Origin of the sequence: Patulibacter sp. NPDC049589 (assembly GCF_040675535.1) — a bacterium.
Taxonomy (GTDB): domain Bacteria; phylum Actinomycetota; class Thermoleophilia; order Solirubrobacterales; family Solirubrobacteraceae; genus Patulibacter.
This window is the reverse complement of sequence record NZ_JBFAPC010000047.1, coordinates 15661-35461: the sequence shown is the minus strand read 5'-3', so window position 1 is coordinate 35461 and position 19801 is coordinate 15661. Positions and strand designations below refer to the sequence as shown.

Below are 19801 nucleotides of genomic sequence, written 5' to 3'. Positions count from 1 at the left end.
TCCTGAACCTGATTGGTGTGGCCGGGCGCGGATCAGGGGCGAGTCCGCCGGCCTGGTCGCATCGGCTTCTGTACCCGTGAGGTCCTGAACCTGATTGGTGTGGCCGGGCGCGGATCAGGGGCGAGTCGGCCGGCCTGGTCGCATCGGCTTCTGTACCCGTGAGGTCCTGAACCTGATCGGTGTGGCCGGCCGCGGATCAGGGGCGAGTCGGCCGGCCTGGTCGCATCGGCTTCTGTACCCGTGAGGTCCTGAACCTGATCGGTGTGGCCGGCCGCGGATCAGGGGCGAGTCGGCCGGCCTGGTCGCATCGACTTCTGTACCCCTGAGGTCCCGAACCCGATGCTCGCCCCGCCGACTGCCGACTGCCGACTGCCGACTGCCGACCGCCGACCGCCGACTGCCGACCGCCGACCGCCGGGAGCCGGACTCCGCGCTCCGGCCCCCGGCCCCACCTCGGGTCCGGGGCCGCAGCGGCCCCGGACCCGACCTCCCACCCGCGCTCCGGGGCACCATGAGTACGTCGTACGTGACGGTCAACCGGAGGCCGGGGATGCGCATCCGTACCATCGGTAGGGTTGCCGGGCGGATCTCGTCCGGGCGACCATTCGGCACCGATGTCCTCGATACCCCCATCGACCGGCCCCGCCGGCAAGGATTGGCGACCACGCGTCGCCGGGGGGCTGACCATCGTCGTCGTCGCGATCGCCGCCGTGGCGGTCCTCCTGAGCTCACGGACGTCGACGCACCGCTACCTCCTGGCGCTCCCGAACGCCGGCCAGCTCGTCAACGGCGACGAGATCCGCGTCGGCGGCCGCAAGGTCGGCACGATCGGCGACCTGCGCCTGGCGCGGGACCGCACCGCGCTCGTCGACCTGCACGTCGACGGGGACGTCGCCCCGCTGCACCGCGGGACCACCGCCACGGTCCGCGCACCGTCGCTGTCGGGCATCGCCAACCGCTACGTGTCGCTGAGCCCGGGGCCGAACAACGCGCCGGCGCTCGCGGACGGCAGCCGCATCGCGCCCGACCGCGTCACCCAGATCGTCGACGTCGACCAGCTGTTCTCCGCGCTCGACGCCCCGACCCGCGCGGGCCTGCGCAAGCTCATCCGCGGCGCGTCCCGCACCACGGCCGGCCGCGAGAAGCTCGCCAACGCCACGCTCGAGGAGCTCAACCCGGCGCTGCGCTCCGGTCAGCAGGTGTTCGCGGAGGTCGCCCGCGACGCCCCGGCGCTGCAGACGTTCCTCGAGAGCTCGTCCCGAGTCGTCGGCGCCCTGGCGCTCGAGAAGGAGACGCTGCCGAGCCTCGTGTCCCACGCGCGCTCCGCGTCGGCCGAGGTCGTCGCCGAGGAGTCCGCGGTCGACGCCGCCCTGGAGCGCCTGCCGGGCACCCTGCGCCGCGGCCGCACGACCCTCGGCGGCCTGAACGCCACGCTGCAGACCGCCGACCCGCTCGTCGACGCGGCGCTCCCGGCCACCAAGAACCTCGCGCCGCTGCTGCGCCGCCTGCGCCCGCTGGCGCGCGCCGCGGTGCCGACGATCGCCGACACCCGCCGGCTGGTCCGCACGCCCGGCGCCCAGAACGACCTGATCGACCTGCTGCACCGCACGCCGGCGCTCGCCGACGCCGCGGTTCCGGCGCTGCGCAACACCGCGGCGGCGGCCACCGCGGCGGTGCCGGTCGCGACGTTCGTCCGGCCGTACACGCCGGACTTCGTCGGCTGGCTGCGCGACTTCTCCCAGGCGTCCGCGGGCTACGACGCCAACGGGCACTACGCCCGGATCCAGCCGATCATCAACGAGAACGCCCTCGTCGGCGACAGCGTGATCGGGCCCGCCGTGCGCAGCCTCGTGAAGCTGCTCGGGCCGCTCGCCGGCGCGGGCTCGGAGGACGTCGGGGCGCGGCGCTGCCCCGGCACGGCCACCCAGATCCGCCCCGACGGCTCCAACGACCCCAAGAAGAGCGACGAGCCGCTCGACTGCGACTCGGGCGCGGTGCTCCCCGGCCCATGAGACGCCGCGCGCTCCCCATCGTCCTCGGCGTCCTCGTGATCGCCGTGCTCGCCGTGGTCCTCACGTCGTCGTCCGGCGACGGCGGGGACGACGGCGGCTACCGCGTGCGGGCGATCTTCGACAACGCCTTCGCCGTGATCCCCGGCGAGGAGGTCCGCGTCGCGGGCGCGAAGGTCGGCACCGTCGACGACACCGACGTCACTCCGGACCGCAAGGCCGTCCTCGTCCTGAAGATCGACGACACCGCCTTCCAGGACTTCCGCTCCGACGCGCAGTGCACCGTCCGGCCGCAGTCGATCATCGGCGAGCGCTACGTCGAGTGCACACCGACGCAGCCGCGCGGCACCGGCGCGACGCTCCCGCCGCCGCTGCGCCGGGTCACCGTCGGCGGGCAGCGCCAGTGGCTCCTGCCGGTCTCGCAGACCACGAAGCCGATCGACCTCGACCTCGTCGTCGGGATGAACCGCCTGCCCGAGCGCCAGCGGACCGCCATCCTCATCAACGAGCTGGGCGTCGGGCTGGCCGCCCGCGGCGGGTCGCTGCGCCGCGCCCTGCGGGCCGCGCTGCCGGGCCTGAACCAGACCGACCGCGTCCTGCAGCTGCTGGACGGGCAGAACCGCCGACTGCGTGCCCTGGCCCTCGACGGCGACCGCGCGCTGCGGCCCGTCGCCGGCGAGCGCGCCGCGCTGGGCGACCTCGTCTCGCGCGCCGCCGAGCTGCAGACCGCCGTCGCCGGCCGCCGCACCGCGCTGGACGACGACCTGCGGCGCCTGCCGACGACGCTCGCACAGCTGCGGCCGACCGCCCGCGAGCTCTCTCGCCTGGCGCGCCAGGGCGCCCCCGTCGTCCGGGACCTGCGCCGGACCGCGCCCGCCGGCCTGCAGGTCCTCCAGGCGCTGCGCCCGTTCGGGACCGCGGCGATCGCGCCGGTGCAGGACCTCGGCCGCACCGCCGACCGCGCCCGCAGGACGCTGAAGGACGCCGACCCGGTGATCCGCAAGCTCGGCACGGTCGCGAGCACCGCCAAGCCCGTCCTGCAGAACGCCCGCGCGCTGACGACCTCGCTGCGCGAGACCGGCGGCTTCAAGCGCCTGCTCGACTACGTCTACTTCCAGGTGCTGGCCATCAACGCCTACGACGACGTCGGCCACTACCTGCGGATCAACGCGACCGTCAGCCCGTGCAGCCTCTTCGCGACGACCCCCGTGGCGGGCTGCTCCGCGCGCTTCGGCGACGTGGCCGGCGCGCGCTCCGCGTCCACCGCGGCGAAGCTGCCGGGGGAGACCCCCGAGGCCACGCTGAGCCGGCGCGTCCTGGCCGGCGCGTCGCCCACCGGTGTGCTCGCCGCCGCCCGCAAGGAGCCCCGCTACAAGGGCCTGATCCTGCGGCTGGACCAGCTCGCGGCCAAGCGCGGCACGGCGTCGAAGCACCCGAGCACCACGCCGGGCACGTCCCGCGGGTCCGACGCCCCGATCGCGGTCCAGGACGACCCGATCCCCGGCGCGACGGCGCCCGTCGACGCCGCCTCGCGCCTCCTGCGCTACCTCCTGGGGGCGGGCGACTGATGCGCCGCCGCAGTTCGATCGCCGCCAGCCCCGTGCTGATCGGCGCCGCCGCCGTCCTCCTGGCGATCGTCGGCGTCGTCCTGGCCTACAACGCCAACCGCGGCCTGCCGTTCGTCAAGACCTACGACATCCGCGTGGAGCTCCCGAGCGCCCAGAACGTGCTGGCCGGCAACGACGTGCGCCTCGGCGGCGCGCGGATCGGCCAGGTCTCCGACGTCACGCCGACGCGCGACCCGCGCACCGGCCGGATCCACGCGACGCTGAAGCTCCAGCTCGACCGCGACGTCGGGCGGCTGCCGCAGGACAGCACCGTGCTCGTGCGCTCCCGCTCGGCGCTCGGCCTCAAGTACGTCGAGCTCACGCGCGGCCGCTCGCGCGCCACCGTGCCGCCGGGCGGCGGGCTGGCGCTGGCCCAGGCGAAGATCGAGCCCGTCGACCTCGACCAGATCACCGCCGCGTTCGACGACCCGACCCGCCGCGCGTACCAGCGCGGCAACCGCGAGCTCGGCAACGCGCTGGCCGGCCGGGGCGCCGCCCTGGGCAGCGCCGTCGACGCGCTCGGCCCGCTGCTCGAGCGCCTGTCGCCCGTGATGTCGAACCTCGCGGACCCGCGGACGGCGCTGGCCGGGACGATCGGCCTGCTGGGCCGGACGGCCGGCGAGGTCGCGCCCGTCGCCGGCACCCAGGCGAGCCTGATCCGCAACCTCGACGGGACGCTCAGCGCCCTGGCCGGCGTCGCGGCGCCCGAGTTGCAGGACGCGATCTCCGACGGCGTGCCGCTCCAGCGCTCCGTCGCGCTGCGGCTGCCGCAGACCCGGCCGTTCCTGCGCCGCACCCGCCGGCTGTTGAACGACCTGCGCCCCGGCCTGCGCGCGCTGCGCGTCGCCGCGCCCGACATCGCCGCCGCCCTGCAGCGCGGCACCCGCACGCTGCCGCGCCTGCCGCAGCTGAACACCCGGCTGGACGACACGCTCGGCTCGGTCGACGCGCTCGCGAAGGACCCCGCCGTGTCCCGCAGCCTCGACGCCCAGACCCGAGCGGCGACCGTGCTGCGCCCCGTGCTGGACCAGCTGACCCCCGCGCAGGTGACCTGCAACGCGATCACGCTGTTCGGCAAGAACCTCGCCAACCACCTGTCGGAGGGCAACAGGTACGGCACCTGGGAGCGGATCCTCCTCATGCTCGCGCCGCAGCAGACGCTGCCGACCGCGAAGCCCGCCGCCGACCTCAACTACGACCCGTACCCGAACGTCGGCCAGCCCGGCGCGCCCGTGGAGTGCGAGGCCGGCAACGAGCCGTTCGCGCCCGGCGGCCGGATCGGCAGCGTCCCGGGCGACCAGGGCACCACGGTCGACCGCAGCCCCGGACTGGAGAAGTAGCGTGCCGCTCCTCCGACGCCGCCCCCGCAGCGCCCACGCCCGCGGCATGTCGCCCGTCCTCGCCGGCGTGCTGACGCTGCTCCTGCTCGCCCTGATCGTCGCCTTCGGCATCACGAAGGGCCACGTCCCCGGGACCCACGGCGTGCGCGTCAACGCGGTCGTCGCGGACACGCAGGCGATCGCGAAGGGCTCGCCCGTCCGCATCGCCGGCATCCTCGTCGGCAAGGTCACCGCCGTCGACGCCCGCGGTGACGGCACGACGTCGGTGGTGCGGATGGACCTCAAGGACGACGCGCCGACGATCCGCCGCGACGCGACGCTGAAGATCCGGCCGCGCATCTTCCTCGAGGGCAACTTCTTCGTCGACCTCCAGCCCGGCGCGCCGTCCGCGCCGCCGCTGGGGGAGAACGGCACGCTGCCGATCACGCGCACGGCCTCCGCCGTGCAGGTCGACCAGCTGCTGACCGCGCTGCCGGGCGCGGTCCGCCGCGACCTGCAGCGCACGATCGTCGGCTTCGGCGACGCGCTCAGCGACCCGCCGTCGGCCGCGGACGCGCTGAACCGCACCCTGGTGGACGCGCCGCTGGCACTGCGCACGACGCGCACGAACCTCGACGCGCTGCGCGGCGTCGCCCCCGACGACCTCTCCGCGCTGATCGCCTCGACCGGCGCGCTGACGAGCTCGCTGGCGCCGAGGACCGCGGAGCTGCGCGGCGCCGTGCGCTCGCTGGACACGGTCACGGGCGCGCTGACGGCCGACCGCGGCGCCCTGCGCGGCACGCTGCGGGAACTCGACCCGACCCTGCAGCGCGCCGACGCCGCGTTCTCCCGCCTGGACGCCGCGTTCCCCGGCGTCCGCCGTCTGTCCCGCGACCTGCTGCCGGGCGTGAAGGAGACCGGCCCGACCGTCGACGACGCGCTCCCGTGGGTCGCCGCCGCCCGCCGCCTGACCGCCAAGGACGCGCTGCGCGGGTTCGTCGCGGAGCTGCGCCCGACCGTCCCCGTCCTCACGCGCCTGACCAGCGAGGGCCGCCGGCTCTTCCCGCAGCTCGACGACGCCGCGCAGTGCCTGGACCGCGTCGTGATCCCGGCCGGCAACCAGAAGGTCGAGGACGGACGCTTCACGACGGGCCGCGAGGTCTACAAGAGCTTCTTCTACGGGCTCGTCGGCCTGGCGGGCGAGGGCCAGAACAGCGACGGCAACGGCCCGTACGCCCGGGTCCAGACCGGCCTGGGGCCGAACCTCCTGGACTTCGGCCCCGTCGGCGAGCAGGGCAACCTGCTGGCGGCCGCGTCCGACGCGCCGATCGGCGTCCGGCCCGTCCGGCCCGCCTCGCGGCCGCCGTACCGCGACGACGTCGCCTGCCGTACCCAGCCCGTCCCCGACGCCAACCAGGCGCGCTCCGCGCCGGGCGACGCCGCCGCGGTCGTCGGCCGCGCCAACGGCACCGCCCCGCGCGGGCGCGCGGCGGTCGGCGCGTCCAGCGCCGCCGACGACGAGCGGCTGACCCGCGGCCTCGGCCAGGCGCTCGGCGCGCTGAAGTCGTCCGGCAAGGAGGACAAGTGATCCGCGCGCTCCGCAGCCACGGCCGCTGGGTGGCCGTGATCGCCTTCAACGTCCTGCTGGCCGCGGGCGTCGCCGTCTTCATCCTCGGCAAGCAGCGCGTCGCGTTCCCGTCCTGGCTGCCCGGCGGCCAGGAGCGCGTGAGCTTCAACGCGGTCTTCTCGACCGGGCAGTCGCTGACGCCGGGACAGGGCCAGACGGTGACGATCGCCGGCATCGACGTCGGCGACATCACCAGCGTGCGGGTGCAGGACGGCCGCGCCCGCGTCGGCTTCCGGCTGCGCCCGAAGTACGCCGCGATGATGCGCCGCGACGCGTCCGCGCTGCTGCGCCCGAAGACCGGTCTCAACGACATGGTCCTCGAGCTCGACCCCGGCAGCCCGTCGGGGCCGAAGGTCGGCGAGGGCTTCACGATCGCCGAGGCCCGCACCGCCCCGAACGTCAACCCCGACGAGATCCTCGCGTCGCTGGACGTCGACACCCGTGCCGCGCTCCAGCTGCTGCTGCAGTCCACGCGCCAGGGCGTCGGCTCGCAGGCGCGGGCACGCGACCTCTCCCGCGCGATCCGCGCGACGGGTCCCGTCACCCGCGACCTGCGGCGCGTCGGCGAGGCGCTGGAGGACCGGGCCGTCAACACGAAGCACGCGATCCGCAGCCTGCGGTTGATCAGCGACGAGCTCGCCCGCCGCCGCGGCGACGTCGTCCGCGCGGTGGAGACGACCAACACGGTCGTCGGCACGGTCGCGAGCCGCAGCGCCGAGCTGCGGGCCTCGCTGCGCGCCCTGCCCGGCACGCTGCGCACGACCCAGGCGGCGCTCACGGACACCGAGGGCCTCGCGACCGAGCTGCGGCCCGCCACGCAGGCCCTGCTGCCCGTCGCCGACGCCCTCGCGCCCGCGCTGCGCTCGACCCACCCGTTCCTGCGCCGCACGACGCCGGTGCTGCGCGACCAGCTGCTGCCGCTGACCCGACAGACGCTGCCGACGATCCGCCGCCTGCGCACCGCCGTCGCGGCGACCAACGACATCGCCCCGGACGCGACGGCGACCCTCCAGGACCTCAACCTCGCCGGCAACATGCTCGCGTACGACCCGCCGGGCGACGAGCAGGGCTACCTCTTCTGGACCCAGTGGCTGTCGCACCTGGCGCCCTGGATCTTCAACACGCAGGACGCCAACGGCCCGATCCGCCGCGGCCAGCTGATGGTCACCTGCGACACGCTGAAGGACCTCGCGGGCGTCGGCACCGTCAACCCGGTGGCGTCGCTGCTGAACGGCGTCTTCGCGGGCATCGCGCAGGGCGGCTCGTGCCCGGTGAACCCCGGGCCCGCCACCGACCAGACGACGACGCCCCGCACGGGCGGGAAGGGCGGACGATGAGCACCAGCTCCCCGGGCCCCGCCCGGATCCTCCTGATGATCGCCTTCGCGGGCTCCTGCTTCGGCCTGCTGCTGTTCCTCTGGACGTCGTTCGGCGGCTCGGTGCCGCTGCGCGCCGAGGGCTACCGGATGCACGTGACGTTCGACGAGGGCGCGCAGCTCGTCACCGAGTCCGACGTCCGGATCTCCGGCGTCCCCGTCGGCAAGGTCAAGTCGATCGACACGAACCGGCGGACCGGCCGCTCCGACGTCGTCCTCGAGATCCGCCCGCGGTTCGCGCCCGTCCCGCGCGACACGCGCGCCACGCTGCGCAGCAAGACGCTGCTCGGCGAGACGTACGTCGAGCTCTCGCCGGGCACCGCGACCGGGCCGAAGGTCCCCGACGGCGGCGCCCTCGCGGCCGGTCGGGTCAGCGAGGCGGTCGACTTCGACGAGGTCCTGCGCACCTTCGACGCCCCGACCCGCCGGGCGCTGCAGGAGGGCATCCAGAGCTCCGCTTCGGCGCTGCAGGGCCGCGGGGCGGACCTCTCCGCCGCGATCGGCACCCTGTCGCCGTTCTCGCAGGACGGCTCCACGCTGCTGCGGGTCCTCGACGACCACGAGCAGGCCGTCTCGCGGCTCGTGCGCGACGGCGGCGTCGCGGTCGGTGCGCTCAGCGCCCGGCGCGGCGAGCTCGCCGGCCTGATCACCGACGCCGACCGGCTGCTGACGATCACCGACCGCCGCGCCGCGAGCCTGCGTACCGGCGTCCAGGCGCTGGCGCCGTTCGAGCGCCAGGCCCGCCGCACCGTCGAGCGGGTCGCCCGCTTCCAGCGCAAGGCCGACCCCCTGGTCGCGCGCCTCGCCCCGGTCGCGCAGGAGCTCTCGCCGACGCTGACCGACCTGCAGCGGCTCTCGCCCGACCTGCGCGCCCTCTTCGCCGATCTCGACCCGCTCGTCGACGCGTCGCGCGCCGGCATCCCGGCGATCCAGCGGACGACCGACGCGCTGCGGCCCGCGCTGCAGCAGCTCGAGCCGCTGCTGCGCCAGACGAACCCCGCCGCCGAGTTCCTCGGCCGCTATCCGGGGGAGACCCGCTCGTTCTTCACGAACGCCGCGGCGTCGCTGCAGGCCTCGGCCCCCGGCGCGGACGGCACGCGCTACGGCTACCTGCGCCTGATCACCCCGATCAACCTCGAGAACCTGGCGCTCCAGAAGCGGCGGACGCCCAGCAACCGCCCGAACGCGTACGCGCAGCCGGGCATCTTCTCGCAGCTCGGGTCCGGCCTGCCGGTCCTGGAGGGCCGGCAGTGCGCCCGCTCGCCGACCGACGTCGGGCCGCTGCAGAGCGTGTTCTCGCTGCTCGGCTCGTCGCTCTCGACGGCGTCGCCGCCGTGCGTCCAGCAGGCGCCGTTCGTCAACGCGGACGGCTCGCGCACGGACGTCCCGAAGGTCCCCGCGGACCGCTGAGGGAGGTACGGGCCCGCGGTCGTTAGGCTCGCGACCGCATGACCCGACTCGTCGAGTGGTCGCTGCGCCGGCCGCGGCGCGTCGCGGCGGCCGCCCTGCTGCTCCTGGTGCTCGCCGTCGCCGGCGTCGCCCAGCTGGGGACGTCGGCCGCCGTGCGCACGATCGTCGGCACCGGCTCGCCCGAGTACCGCGCCCAGCGCGTCGTGGCGGAGCGCTTCGGCGACGAGGCGATCGTCGTCCTGCTGCGCGAGTCCGCCCGGGACCTCACGCTGACCGGCGACCTGTCGAAGGTGCTCGCCCTCGAGGGCTGCCTCGGGGGCCGCACGCCGGACTCCGTCGCCCTGCCCGGCGGTGCGGACGGCCCGTGCGAGGGCCTGCGCCGGATGCGGGCCGCCCAGGTCGTCTACGGGCCCGCGACGTTCATCTCGACGGGCGCGACGGCCCTCAACGAGCAGATCGCCGCCACGGTGCAGCGGGTCCAGGCGGGGCCGGGGACGGAGGTCCAGGCGGCGGAGGACGCGGCGACGCGCGCCGGTCGGTCGAAGGCGCAGGTCGCCGCCGCCGGCCGGGCCGCCGAGCAGGCGTTCGACCGCGAGACCGCGCAGCTCCAGCAGGTCGCCGCGTCCTACGGGCTCGGGATCCAGGGCGTCACCGCGACGGACCCGTCGTTCGTGCGCCGCTTCGTCTTCGGCGGGTCCGCCGACGGGCCGCCCACGGAGCTGTTGCGGCCGGTCTTCCCGACCGCCGACGCCGGGCTGATCGCGATGCGGCTCCGACCGGGCCTGTCCGACGACGACCGCCGGAAGGCCGCTGATCTGGTCCGCCGGGCGGTGGGCCTGAAGGACTTCGCGCTGACGCAGGGCGGCGACTACGTCGTCTCCGGCTCGCCGGTGCTCGTGGGCGCGGTCGCCGACGAGCTGGAGTCCGCGCTCCTGGCGCTCCTGGCCGCTGGCGTCCTCGTCATGGCGGCGGTCCTCGCCCTGACCTTCCCCGAGCGGCGGCGCCTCTGGCCGCTGGGCCTCGCGCTCGGCACCGTCCTGGTCGTGTTCGGAGCGATCGGGCTGCTCGGGATCCCGGTGAACCTCGGCACCATCGCGACCCTGCCCGTGCTGCTGGGCCTGGCGGTCGACTACGGGGTCCAGCTCCACGCCCGGGTGGAGGAGTCCCGGCGGCGGGGCCTGACGCCCGACGACGCCGTGCGGGACGCCGTCGCCCGCGGCGGCCGGCCGGTGCTGCTCGCCGCCGGGGCGACGCTCGCCGGCTTCCTCGCCCTGCTGGCGTCCCCGACGCCGCTGGTGCGGGGCTTCGCGCTCGTCCTGATCGCCGGGGTGGCGCTCGCGGTGGGGGCGGCGTTCACGATCGGCCTGGTGCTGCACGCGCGCCCGGAGGGGGCGGGGCGACCGTGGGGGCGCCGGCGGGCGTCCCGCGCGGCCACGGCCACCGCCGGGCCCTCGGCATCGAGCGTCGTGCCGGCGACGGACGGCGCCGCGCCCGCGGGAGCGCCCGCGGCCACGGCACCGGCCGAGGGCGGGCCGTCCGGGGCGACGCCCGCCGTCTCTGCCGAGACCCCGCCGGGTCCCGGGATCGGCACCGGCCCGGTCGTCCGTCGCCTCGTGATCGGCGCGCACCGCCGGCCGCGGGCGGTGCTCGGGCTCGGCGCCGTCCTCGCCGTCGCGGGGATCGCCCTGGGCAGCGGGGAGCCCGTGGAGACCGACCTGCAGCGGCTCGTCCCGGGCGACCTGCCGGCGCTGAAGGACGTCCGCGCGCTCGAGCGGGCGACCGGCCAGTCCGGCGAGGTGCAGGTGCTCGTCCGGGGCCGGGACCTGGCCGCGCCGAAGACGTTGGCCTGGATGGACGCCGCTCGCACGCGGATCCTCGCCGACGCCGGCTACGACCGGACGAAGGGCTGCGTCGGCGCGCGGATCTGCCCGCTCGGCGTCCCGTTCCGGACGCTCCTGGGCGGCACCGACCCCGCGCGGATCGCCACCACCGCGGCAGCGGAGACGGAGCTCGGATCGCTGCCGGACTACTTCGTCGGCGCGCAGCTGACCGCGGACCGCCGCGACGCGCTGCTGTCGTTCGGGATCCCGCTCGGATCGGTGGAGGAGCAGACGGGGACGCTCGACCGCGTGCGCGCCGCGGTCGCCCGTCCGCCGTCCGGCGTCACCGCGACGGTGACCGGGCTGCCGGTGCTGGTGGGGCAGGCCGGCGCGTCGATCTCTGCCCCGCTGCGGCGCGTCCTGACCCTCGTGGCCGGCCTGGTCCTCGTCGGCGGGGTGCTGCTGCTCGCGACCCGCTCGTGGCGCCGCGCGCTGGTCCCGGTCCTGCCCGTCGCGCTCGCCGCGGGCTGGTCGGGCCTGTTGACCTGGCTGCTCGGGCTGCCCCTGAACCCCCTCTCGGTCGTTCTGGGCGCCCTCGTCGTCGCGATCGGCACCGAGTTCGGGGTGCTGCTCGTCGAACGCTACGGTCAGGAGCGTGCCGCCGGCCACCCCGACGCCGTCGCGATCGCCCGCACGGCCGCCTCGACCGGGCGCGCCGTCGGCGCGTCGGCCGCGACGACCGTCGCGGGCTTCGCGGTCTCCGACATCCCCCTGCTCCGGCAGTTCGGCCTGATCACCGTCCTCGATCTCGCGGTCGCGGTCCTGGCGGTCGTCGTCGTCCTGCCCGCCGTCGCCGGCCTCGCCGCGCGCCGCACCACCCCGTCCCCCGCCACGGAGCCGCGATGAGCACCGAGCCCCCCGAGGATCCCTTCGCCTTCCCGGAGGACGACGCGGACGCGCGCAAGGCCGCGGACGCCCCCGACCCCGGCGCCGCCGAAGACCCCTTCGCCTTCCCGGAGGACGACGCCGACGCCCGCGAGGCCGCCGACGCCCCGGCGCCGGGCGACACCCCGGAGGCCGGGGACGACGACCTGCCGGTGCCCGCCGGCCGCCGTCGCGGCCGCCGCCGGCGCTCCGGGACCGTCGCCCCGGCGCGCACCGACGAGGAGTCCGCGCGCATCCGTCGGGCCGCCGAGGCCGCCTCGCAGCGGGCGCAGGCCGTCGGCGTGCGCTGGCTGGCCGTCGCGGGCATCGCGCTCGTGGTGCTCGCCGGCCTGACGACCCTGCTCGGCGGCGACCGCGGGCCGACCGGCGGCGACGTCCAGCCCGGCGAGCGCCTGCCGGTCTTCGCGGCCCCGCTGGCGACGCAGCCGAAGCTCGCGCACGACGACGTGAACCTCGCGGACGCCGACGGCCAGGGCGAGCGGGGCGACAAGGCCGCGTGCTCGGTCACCACCCCCTCGGCGATCACGTCGTGCGCGCTGCTGCGGCGCGGGCCGCTGGTGCTCGTGCTGTTCAGCCGCGGCGTCGCCCAGTGCGTCGACGCCGTGGACGAGCTGGAGCGGGCGCGCAGACGCTTCCCGAGCCTGCAGACCCTGGCCGTGGCGACCCTCGGGCAGCACGACGACACCGCCGAGACCGTGCGCGCCCGCGGCTGGACCCTCCCGGTCGCCTACGACCGCGATCGCGGCCTCTCCGCGCTGCTGGGCGCCCCGGCCTGCCCGCTGGTCCTCTTCGTCCGCCAGGACGGCACCGTCGCCCAGCGGATCATCGGCCGGCTGCGGCCCGAGGCGCTCGTCCGGGGCATGGAGGATCTGGCGCGCGCCGCGGCCCCACCGGCGACCACGGTCGACTCGACCCCGTCGGGAAGGTAGCCTCGTCTCGCCGTGGCCCCACCGAAGAACAAGAAGCGTCGATCCCGCAAGCGCGCCCGCACGGGCCCCGGGGGCGCCGCCCCGAAGGCCGAGGGGACGGGTGCCGCGCCGGACCCGAAGCCCCAGCCGGTCAAGGTGACCAAGGCGCAGCGCGCCCAGAAGGCCCGCGAGACCCGCCGGGCGGCGCCGGGACCCCCGTCGGTCAAGGCGGACCGCAGCGAGGCCCCCAAGCCGATCTGGCACCCGCTGCCGATCACCGAGGGCCTGATCCTCGTCGGCATCGTCGTTGCCGCGATCGGCCTGTTCTCGCAGAGCACCGGCCTCGTCCTGGGCGGCCTCGCCCTCCTGGTGCTCAGCTCGCTCGAGCTCGCCGTCCGCGAGCACATGGCCGGCTACCGCTCGCACACCTCGCTGATCTCCGCCGTCGTGGCGATGGTCTGCGCCGTCGGGCTCGGCCTGATCCTCAACGTCGCCGACATCGGCCTGCCGCAGTGGCCGCTGCTGTTCGTGGCGATCTTCGTCTTTGCGGGGATGTTCCGCGTGCTGCGCCTGAAGTTCAAGGAGCGCAGCGGCGGCCTGACGTACCGCGTCTGACGGGGACGTCGAGGTGGAGCGGGGCGGGCCTCAGCGGTGAAGGTCCGGGCCCGGCAGCGCGCCGTGCTCGGCCTCGAAGTCCCGCTTGACCGTCGCGAAGATCTCCAGCGCCCGGTCGAGGTGCTCGCGCGTGTGGGTCGCCATCACGGAGGTGCGCAGCGCCGCGCCGGCCGGCGGGACGGCCGGGTGCAGCGCGGTGTTGACGAAGATGCCGGCGTCGAACAGCGCGCGCCAGAGGAGCACGGCCTTCCAGTCGTCGCCGACGGTCACCGTGACGATCGGGGTGACGACGTCCGTCTCGACGGCCCCCTCGGGGTTCACGCGCTGGGGCTGCAGCACCGCGTAGCCGAGGCCCTCCAGGCCGGAGCGCAGGTAGCGGGCGTTGTCGAGGACCTGCGCCAGGAGCGCCGGCCCCTCGTCCGATCGCACGATCCGCAGGGCGGCGAGCGCCGACCCGACGGCCGCCGGGACGGCGGACGCGGTGAAGAGGAAGGCGCGGGAGCTGATCCGCAGGTAGTCGACGACCTCGTGGGACCCGGCGATGAACCCGCCGGCGGAGGCGAGCGACTTCGAGAACGTGCCCATCCGCAGGTCGACGCGGTCCTCGACGCCGAGCAGCTCGCTCGTGCCGGCGCCGCGGGCACCCAGGACGCCGGCGCCGTGCGCCTCGTCGACCATCAGCCGGGCGCCGTAGCGCTCGCAGAGGGCCGCGATCTCGGGCAGCGGCGCGATGTCGCCCTCCATCGAGAAGACGCCGTCGACGACCACCAGGATGCCGCCGCCGTCCGTCTGGGCGCGCTGGAGCTGCTTCTCGAGCTTGTCGAGCTTGTTGTGGCGGAAGGGGCGCAGCTTCGCCTTGGAGAGCAGGCAGCCGTCGAGGATCGACGCGTGGTCGCCGGAGTCCGCCACGACCGTGTCGCCCGGCTGCAGGATCGTGCCGAGCGTGCCGACGTTGGCCTGGTGGCCGGTGGAGAAGACGATCGCCTCCTCGGTGCCCATCCAGTCGGCGATCTCCTGCTCGAGCTCCAGGTGCAGGGGGATCGTGCCGTTGAGCAGGCGCGAGCCCGTCAGTCCCGTCCCGTACCGGTCGATCGCGGCGTGCGCGGCGGCGATCACGCGCGGGTCGGAGGTCAGGCCCAGGTAGTTGTTGGAGCCCAGCTGGATCCGCTGCGCGCCCTCCATCGTCACGACCGGCAGCGCGGCGCTCTCCTGCACGTGGAAGTACGGCAGGAGGTCGGCTTGACGGGCGGCCGCGAGCTGCTCGGCCCGCTCGTGGCCACGGACCTTGGCGAAGACGTCGACGGGGGCGGCGGGGGCGGAGGAGTCGGTCATGGCGCTCCTTGGTTGTACACCGGAGGGCGCCCGACGGTACGGGCGACGGATCACGCGGCCGGCCGTCGGAGCACGGCCGAGCCACTCCGGGGGGCCGGCGGGCCGGCCCACGGCGCCGCCCGGGGCCGGCCGTCCGGGGCGACCGGGGCCGCCGCTATCCTCCGACGCGTGCTGCCTCCCGAGCCCGCGCTGAACGGCCAGGACGAGGACGTCGTCGAGCTCGTCGACGCCGAGCTGGTGGCCGCCGCCCCCGCCGCGCACGACGCGATCGACACCACCAGGGCGGACGTCCGCGAGATCGCGCGCCGCAACCCGGCCGTCGTCGCAGCGACCGCCGCCGCGGTCGTCGGCACCGGCTTCGTGGCCGGGGCGATCGCCACCGCGGTCGTCTCCAACAAGGTCGCGGCCGTCCGCGGCCGCCGCGACGCCCGCCGCATGCCGCCCGTCCTGGGCACCCGCCGGTTCCTCGTCGACGTGCACCTGCTCGGCGACCGCTGAGGCGGCTGAGCGCCGGCCGACCCACCGCGGACGGCCCCCGGCAGGAGCCCGTGCGTCCTCCGGCCCCCGCGTGGGCGCCGGATCGCTCCGCAGGACGCCCGTCCGCCGCGGGCGTCCGCCGCGCGGCGTAGCCTGCCCCGCGTGATCGAGGTCCGCGCCGAGATCGGGCCACCCGGCCCGTACCGCCTGCCGCGGCCCACGGCGGAAGGCCTGCTGCGCCGCCGCGGCGACGTCCTGTTCCGCTTCGTCCGCGCCGGCGACCACGACGTGCTGCTGCGCGCCGCCCAGCTGCGGGACGGCCGCGTGGTGCTGGGGGCGCGCGCCCGGCCCGTGCACGCCGGCCCGGCCGCGGGGCGCGGGGCGCCGGGCCGCTCAGTCCCCGGCGGCGCTCCGCGCGGCGGGGACGGTCCCCTGCGCGGCGCGGACGCCGAGACCGCCCGGGCGGCCGCCGCGGCCGCGCTGGAGCGCTGGCGCTTCGCCCTCGGGGTCGACGTCGACCTGTCGCCGTTCGTCGCCGCGCACAGGGACGACCCGCTGATCGGTCCGTCGATCCGCACCCGGCCGTGGCTAGGGCCCTCCCGGCGCCTGTCGGTCTTCGAGGCCCTGCTCTGCGCCGTCTGCGAGCAGCTCATCGCCTACGAGGACGCCGTCCGGATCGAGCGCCGCCTGATCGCCCGCCACGGCCCCGCGCGGGCGCCCGACGTCGCGACGCACCCGCGCCTGCGGGACGCCCCGGACGCCGCGGCCGTCGCCCACGGGCTCGTGCCCGCCCACCTCGAGGCCTGCGGCCTGGCGCCGAAGCGGGCCACGGCCCTGCACCGCGCGGCCCGCGAGCTCGCCTCCGGGCGCATCGACGCGGGGCCGGGCTGCGACCCCGACCGCGTCCTGCTGCGGCTCGGCCGGCTGCCGGAGATCGGCACCTGGACGCTCGCGCTCGTCGCCTCGCAGGCGCTGGGCCGCGACGACCGGCCGCCGTCGGGGGACCTCAACCTGCGCAAGGCGCTCGGGCGGATCCTGACCGGGGACCCGCGGGCGCGGGTGCCGGAGCACGAGGTCGACGCCTGGCTGGCCCGCTACGCCCCGTGGGGCGCGCTGGCGGCCGTGCACGTGATGGCGACGCGCCCGGAGGCCCTGGCGTCGCGCGGGTCCGGCACCGTGCCGGTCGGCGCCCCGGCGGCACCCCGGCGCCACGCGACGCAGGCGGGGCTGCCGGTGCGGCCGGCGGCACCGGCTCCGGAGCCGGTCGCGGCCTGATCGACGCGTCGCCGCCCGCGGCCTGATCGACCGGCCACGGGGCGCGGGCCGAGGCCCCGCCCCGCTACTCGCCCTTGTAGCCCGGCAGGCTCTGGTCCGGGCGCGCCGCGCCGTCCGGGGTCTTGCGGCCGACGCCGGCGCCCTCGCCCGCGAGGAAGTCCGTGGTCACCACGTTGTCCAGCGGGATCTGCTTCTTCAGCAGGCCGTTGGTCAGCATCCACTGGGCGTAGTCGGCCCACTCGTCGGTGTCGAGCCAGCCCCACGGCTGCTTGGCGTCCTTGCCCGAGGGGAAGAACGCGTCCATCGTCTTGGCGACCGACTCGCGCTGGAGCTTGGGGTCGAGCTCCTTGTTGGCGTCCAGCAGCGGGTCGACCCCGGCCGCCGGGTCCTTGCGCACGGCCTGGTAGCCCTGCCCGATCGCGCGGACGAGGCGGCGGATCGACGACTCCTTCGTCGTCAGCGTGTCGCCGCGGGCCACGAGCACGAGCTCGGAGTAGTTCGGGACGCCCAGGTCGTTCACCGGCGAGATCTTCGGGTCGCGCTTCTTCTGCTGCAGCTCCACGCCCTCGACGTTCCAGAAGCCGCCGAGCGTCGCGTCGACCTTGCCGGAGATCAGCGCCTGGTTGAGGTTGAAGCCGACGTCGACCTGCTTGATCGACGTCGGGGAGATCCCGGCCGTCTTGGCGATCGTGTCGAGGTACGCCTGCTGGTAGGGGATGCCGGCGGTACCGACCTTCTTGCCCTCCAGGTCGGAGGCCTTGGTGATCCCGGCCTTCGGCAGGCTGATCAGCGACGTCAGCGGCCGCTGCACGAGGCTCGCGATCGCGACGACGTTCTGGCCCTGGGCGCGGGCCAGCAGGACCTCGGGCTCGTAGGAGATGCCGACGTCGACCTTGCCGGCCTCGACGAGCTTGAGCACCGTGGCGGGGTCGTCCGGCGTCTTGATGTCGACGTCGAGCCCGGCCTTCGTGAAGCCGCCGCTGCTCTGCGCCTGGAAGATGCCGACGTGGTCGGCGTTGGGCAGGTAGTCGAGCAGCAGGGAGAGCTTGGCCTCCGGCGGCTTGTCGGTGCCGGAGAGGTTCTCCTGCTTCTCGCCGCACGCGGCGAGCCCGAGGGTCGCGGCCACGGCGACCAGCAGGACGAGCGGTCGGCGCGTCACCGGCCGGCTCCCGGCGTGCTCTGCGGTCCGTCGAATCGTTGCATCGTGCTCCCTCCGCCGGTATGAACCGGATCAGGTCGTCGGGTCGGCGCGGTCCCGGCGCCCTCTCAGCCCCTGCCAGGACTCCCCGGATCTCCAAACGCGTCGAGGGTATCGGCTCGCCCGTCCCCGGGGCCGCACGCGCGACCCGCCCCGGGGCGACGTCGCGCCGCCGGCGGCCGGCTCGCGGGGGAGCGTCCGGTCGCGGGGGCCGGCCTCAGGCGCCGGGTCGGCGGTGCGCCCACGGCGCCACGACGCGCTGCAGCGCCGCGAGGATGCCGGTGGTCACCACGGCGAAGACGGCGAGGATCGCGACGGCCGCGAAGGCCCGGGCGGTGTTCAGCTGCGCGGTCTGGATGACGCCGCCGAGCCCGCCCTCGCCCTGCTCGTAGCCCGCGTACTCCGCGAAGATCGCGGCGATCCCGCCGATCGCGACGGAGACCTTCGCCCCCGACAGCGCCGCGGGCAGGGCGGCCGGCAGCTCGACCCAGCGCATCAGCTGCCAGCGTGACGCGCCCATCGTCCGCAGCAGCCGCGGCAGCTCCGGGTCGACGCGGTCCAGCGCGTCGAGGGTCGCGATCGTCACCGGGAAGAAGCAGATGATCGCCACGATGGCGAGCTTCGGGGTCAGCCCGAAGCCCAGCCAGAAGACGAGCACCGGCGCGAGCACGGGCAGCGGGATCGCCTGGGTGCCGATCACGAGCGGGCCCAGCGCGGCCCGCAGGACGCGGGAGACGTGCATCGCCACGGCCAGCAGCGCGCCGACCACCAACGCGATCGCGAGCCCGAGGAGGATCTCCTGCGCGGTCCGGGCGAACGCGTGCCAGAGCAGGTCGCGGTCGTCGACCAGGGAGCTGAGGACGGTGGTGGGCGCGGGGAGGAGGATCTCGTCGACGTGGGCGAGCCGGACGTACGCCTGCCACCCGCCGAGCAGCAGCAGCGGGCCGACGACGCCGAGCAGGACACGGACCGCGCGGGGGAGGGGCCGGCGGTCGCCCGGGGGCCGGGAGGCCCGGGACGGGCCGATCACGCGCCGCCCCCGTGGTCGGCGTCCCGCTCGGCGGCGGCGTGGTCGCGGTCGCCGGTGATCGCCGCGTGCAGCGCGTCGCGGACCGTCCGCCGCGCCGCGACCAGCGACGGGTCGGTGGGATCGCGTCCGACCCGGGCCGCCGCCACGCCGACCACCGCGGTCACCCGCGCCGGCCGGGGCGACAGCACGACGACGCGGTCGCCGAGCAACACGGCCTCCTCGACGTCGTGGGTCACGAGCAGGACGCTGCGCGGGCGGGCGTCCAGCAGGTCGGCGAGCCAGCCCCGCAGGTCCTCCCGCGTGATCGCGTCCAGCGCGCCGAACGGCTCGTCGAGGCAGAGCAGGTCGCGCTCGGTGGCCAGGGCCCGCAGAAAGGCCACGCGCTGGCGCATGCCGCCGGAGAGCTGGTCGGGGCGGCTGCGGGCGAAGCGGGTGAGCCCGACGCGGTCCAGGAGCTCGCCGGCGCGCTCCCGGGCCTCGCGGCGCCCGGTGCCGGCGATCCGCAGCGGCAGCGCGACGTTGTCGCGGGCGTCCAGCCACGGCAGCAGCAGGTCGCGCTGGGGCATCAGCGCCGCGGGATGTGCCCGCAGCTCGCCGCCGTCGGGGGCCTGGAGCCCGCAGACGAGCTCCAGCAGCGTCGACTTGCCGCAGCCCGACGGGCCGACGAGGGCCACGACCTCGCCCGGGCCGATGTCGAGGTCGACCCCGTCCAGGACCGGCAGGCCGCCGAGGGCGCGGCGGACGCCGCGCGCGACGAGGGGGGCGGCCGGCGGGGCCGGGAGGGTCGCGTCCTGCACCGGCGGCCCAGGCTACCGGCCCGTCCGTCCTGGCCCGTCCGCGGACCGGCCGCCCGC

The 19801-nt window shown here is 76.2% G+C and carries 15 protein-coding genes and 1 riboswitch; of the genes, 11 read left to right on the top strand and 4 right to left on the bottom strand.

Annotated elements, in window-relative coordinates; all coding sequences use genetic code 11:
* The first annotated feature begins 614 nt into the window (after positions 1-614).
* Genes AB0L40_RS11140 through AB0L40_RS11100 form a run of 9 tightly spaced genes read left to right on the top strand, consistent with a single transcriptional unit; the run spans position 615 to position 13635 of the window.
* Positions 615-2012, top strand: a complete 1398-nt coding sequence (locus AB0L40_RS11140) for an MlaD family protein (RefSeq protein ID WP_364353621.1) — start codon at positions 615-617, stop codon at positions 2010-2012.
* Positions 2009-3577 carry an MlaD family protein gene (locus tag AB0L40_RS11135; RefSeq protein WP_364353618.1) on the top strand — a complete coding sequence of 523 codons (1569 nt, stop codon included), beginning with the start codon at positions 2009-2011 and terminating at the stop codon, positions 3575-3577. The genes AB0L40_RS11140 and AB0L40_RS11135 overlap by 4 nt, the downstream gene beginning before the upstream one ends.
* A complete protein-coding gene (locus tag AB0L40_RS11130; RefSeq protein WP_364353615.1) occupies positions 3577-4956 on the top strand; it encodes an MlaD family protein in 1380 nt (459 codons plus the stop codon). The genes AB0L40_RS11135 and AB0L40_RS11130 overlap by 1 nt, the downstream gene beginning before the upstream one ends.
* Before the next feature lie 46 nt (positions 4957-5002).
* Positions 5003-6523: an MlaD family protein gene (locus tag AB0L40_RS11125; RefSeq protein ID WP_364353612.1), complete on the top strand. Its 1521-nt coding sequence runs from the start codon at positions 5003-5005 to the stop codon at positions 6521-6523.
* Positions 6520-7899 carry an MlaD family protein gene (locus tag AB0L40_RS11120; RefSeq protein ID WP_364353609.1) on the top strand — a complete coding sequence of 460 codons (1380 nt, stop codon included), beginning with the start codon at positions 6520-6522 and terminating at the stop codon, positions 7897-7899. The genes AB0L40_RS11125 and AB0L40_RS11120 overlap by 4 nt, the downstream gene beginning before the upstream one ends.
* Positions 7896-9347 (top strand): MlaD family protein, encoded by a 1452-nt coding sequence (locus tag AB0L40_RS11115; RefSeq protein ID WP_364353606.1) that lies wholly within the window; start codon positions 7896-7898, stop codon positions 9345-9347. The genes AB0L40_RS11120 and AB0L40_RS11115 overlap by 4 nt, the downstream gene beginning before the upstream one ends.
* Before the next feature lie 38 nt (positions 9348-9385).
* Entirely contained in the window at positions 9386-12073 is a 2688-nt protein-coding gene (locus AB0L40_RS11110) for an MMPL family transporter (protein WP_364353603.1), read from the top strand.
* Positions 12070-13041, top strand: coding sequence for a hypothetical protein (locus AB0L40_RS11105; protein ID WP_364353600.1), 972 nt, complete (start codon positions 12070-12072; stop codon positions 13039-13041). Before AB0L40_RS11110 ends, AB0L40_RS11105 begins: the two co-directional genes overlap by 4 nt.
* 12 nt (positions 13042-13053) lie before the next feature.
* Positions 13054-13635: a hypothetical protein gene (locus AB0L40_RS11100; protein WP_364353597.1), complete on the top strand. Its 582-nt coding sequence runs from the start codon at positions 13054-13056 to the stop codon at positions 13633-13635.
* A gap of 30 nt (positions 13636-13665) precedes the next feature.
* Here the strand turns inward: AB0L40_RS11100 and AB0L40_RS11095 are convergent, their stop codons facing one another.
* Positions 13666-14967, bottom strand: coding sequence for an aminotransferase class I/II-fold pyridoxal phosphate-dependent enzyme (locus tag AB0L40_RS11095; RefSeq protein ID WP_364353594.1), 1302 nt, complete (start codon positions 14965-14967; stop codon positions 13666-13668).
* 168 nt (positions 14968-15135) lie between these two features.
* Here AB0L40_RS11095 and AB0L40_RS11090 point away from each other — a divergent pair, with 168 nt between their 5' ends.
* Positions 15136-15465: a hypothetical protein gene (locus AB0L40_RS11090; RefSeq protein WP_364353591.1), complete on the top strand. Its 330-nt coding sequence runs from the start codon at positions 15136-15138 to the stop codon at positions 15463-15465.
* 141 nt (positions 15466-15606) lie between these two features.
* Positions 15607-16719 carry a hypothetical protein gene (locus tag AB0L40_RS11085; RefSeq protein WP_364353588.1) on the top strand — a complete coding sequence of 371 codons (1113 nt, stop codon included), beginning with the start codon at positions 15607-15609 and terminating at the stop codon, positions 16717-16719.
* A gap of 64 nt (positions 16720-16783) precedes the next feature.
* Here the strand turns inward: AB0L40_RS11085 and AB0L40_RS11080 are convergent, their stop codons facing one another.
* From AB0L40_RS11080 to AB0L40_RS11070, 3 genes are all read right to left on the bottom strand, one after another.
* Positions 16784-17878, bottom strand: coding sequence for an ABC transporter substrate-binding protein (locus AB0L40_RS11080; RefSeq protein WP_364353585.1), 1095 nt, complete (start codon positions 17876-17878; stop codon positions 16784-16786).
* Between the two features lie 32 nt (positions 17879-17910).
* Positions 17911-18018, bottom strand: a riboswitch (TPP riboswitch).
* Positions 18019-18134: 116 nt separating this feature from the next.
* Positions 18135-18947: an ABC transporter permease gene (locus AB0L40_RS11075; protein ID WP_364353582.1), complete on the bottom strand. Its 813-nt coding sequence runs from the start codon at positions 18945-18947 to the stop codon at positions 18135-18137.
* Positions 18944-19744, bottom strand: coding sequence for an ABC transporter ATP-binding protein (locus tag AB0L40_RS11070; RefSeq protein ID WP_364353579.1), 801 nt, complete (start codon positions 19742-19744; stop codon positions 18944-18946). The genes AB0L40_RS11075 and AB0L40_RS11070 overlap by 4 nt, the downstream gene beginning before the upstream one ends.
* Positions 19745-19801: the final 57 nt, after the last annotated feature.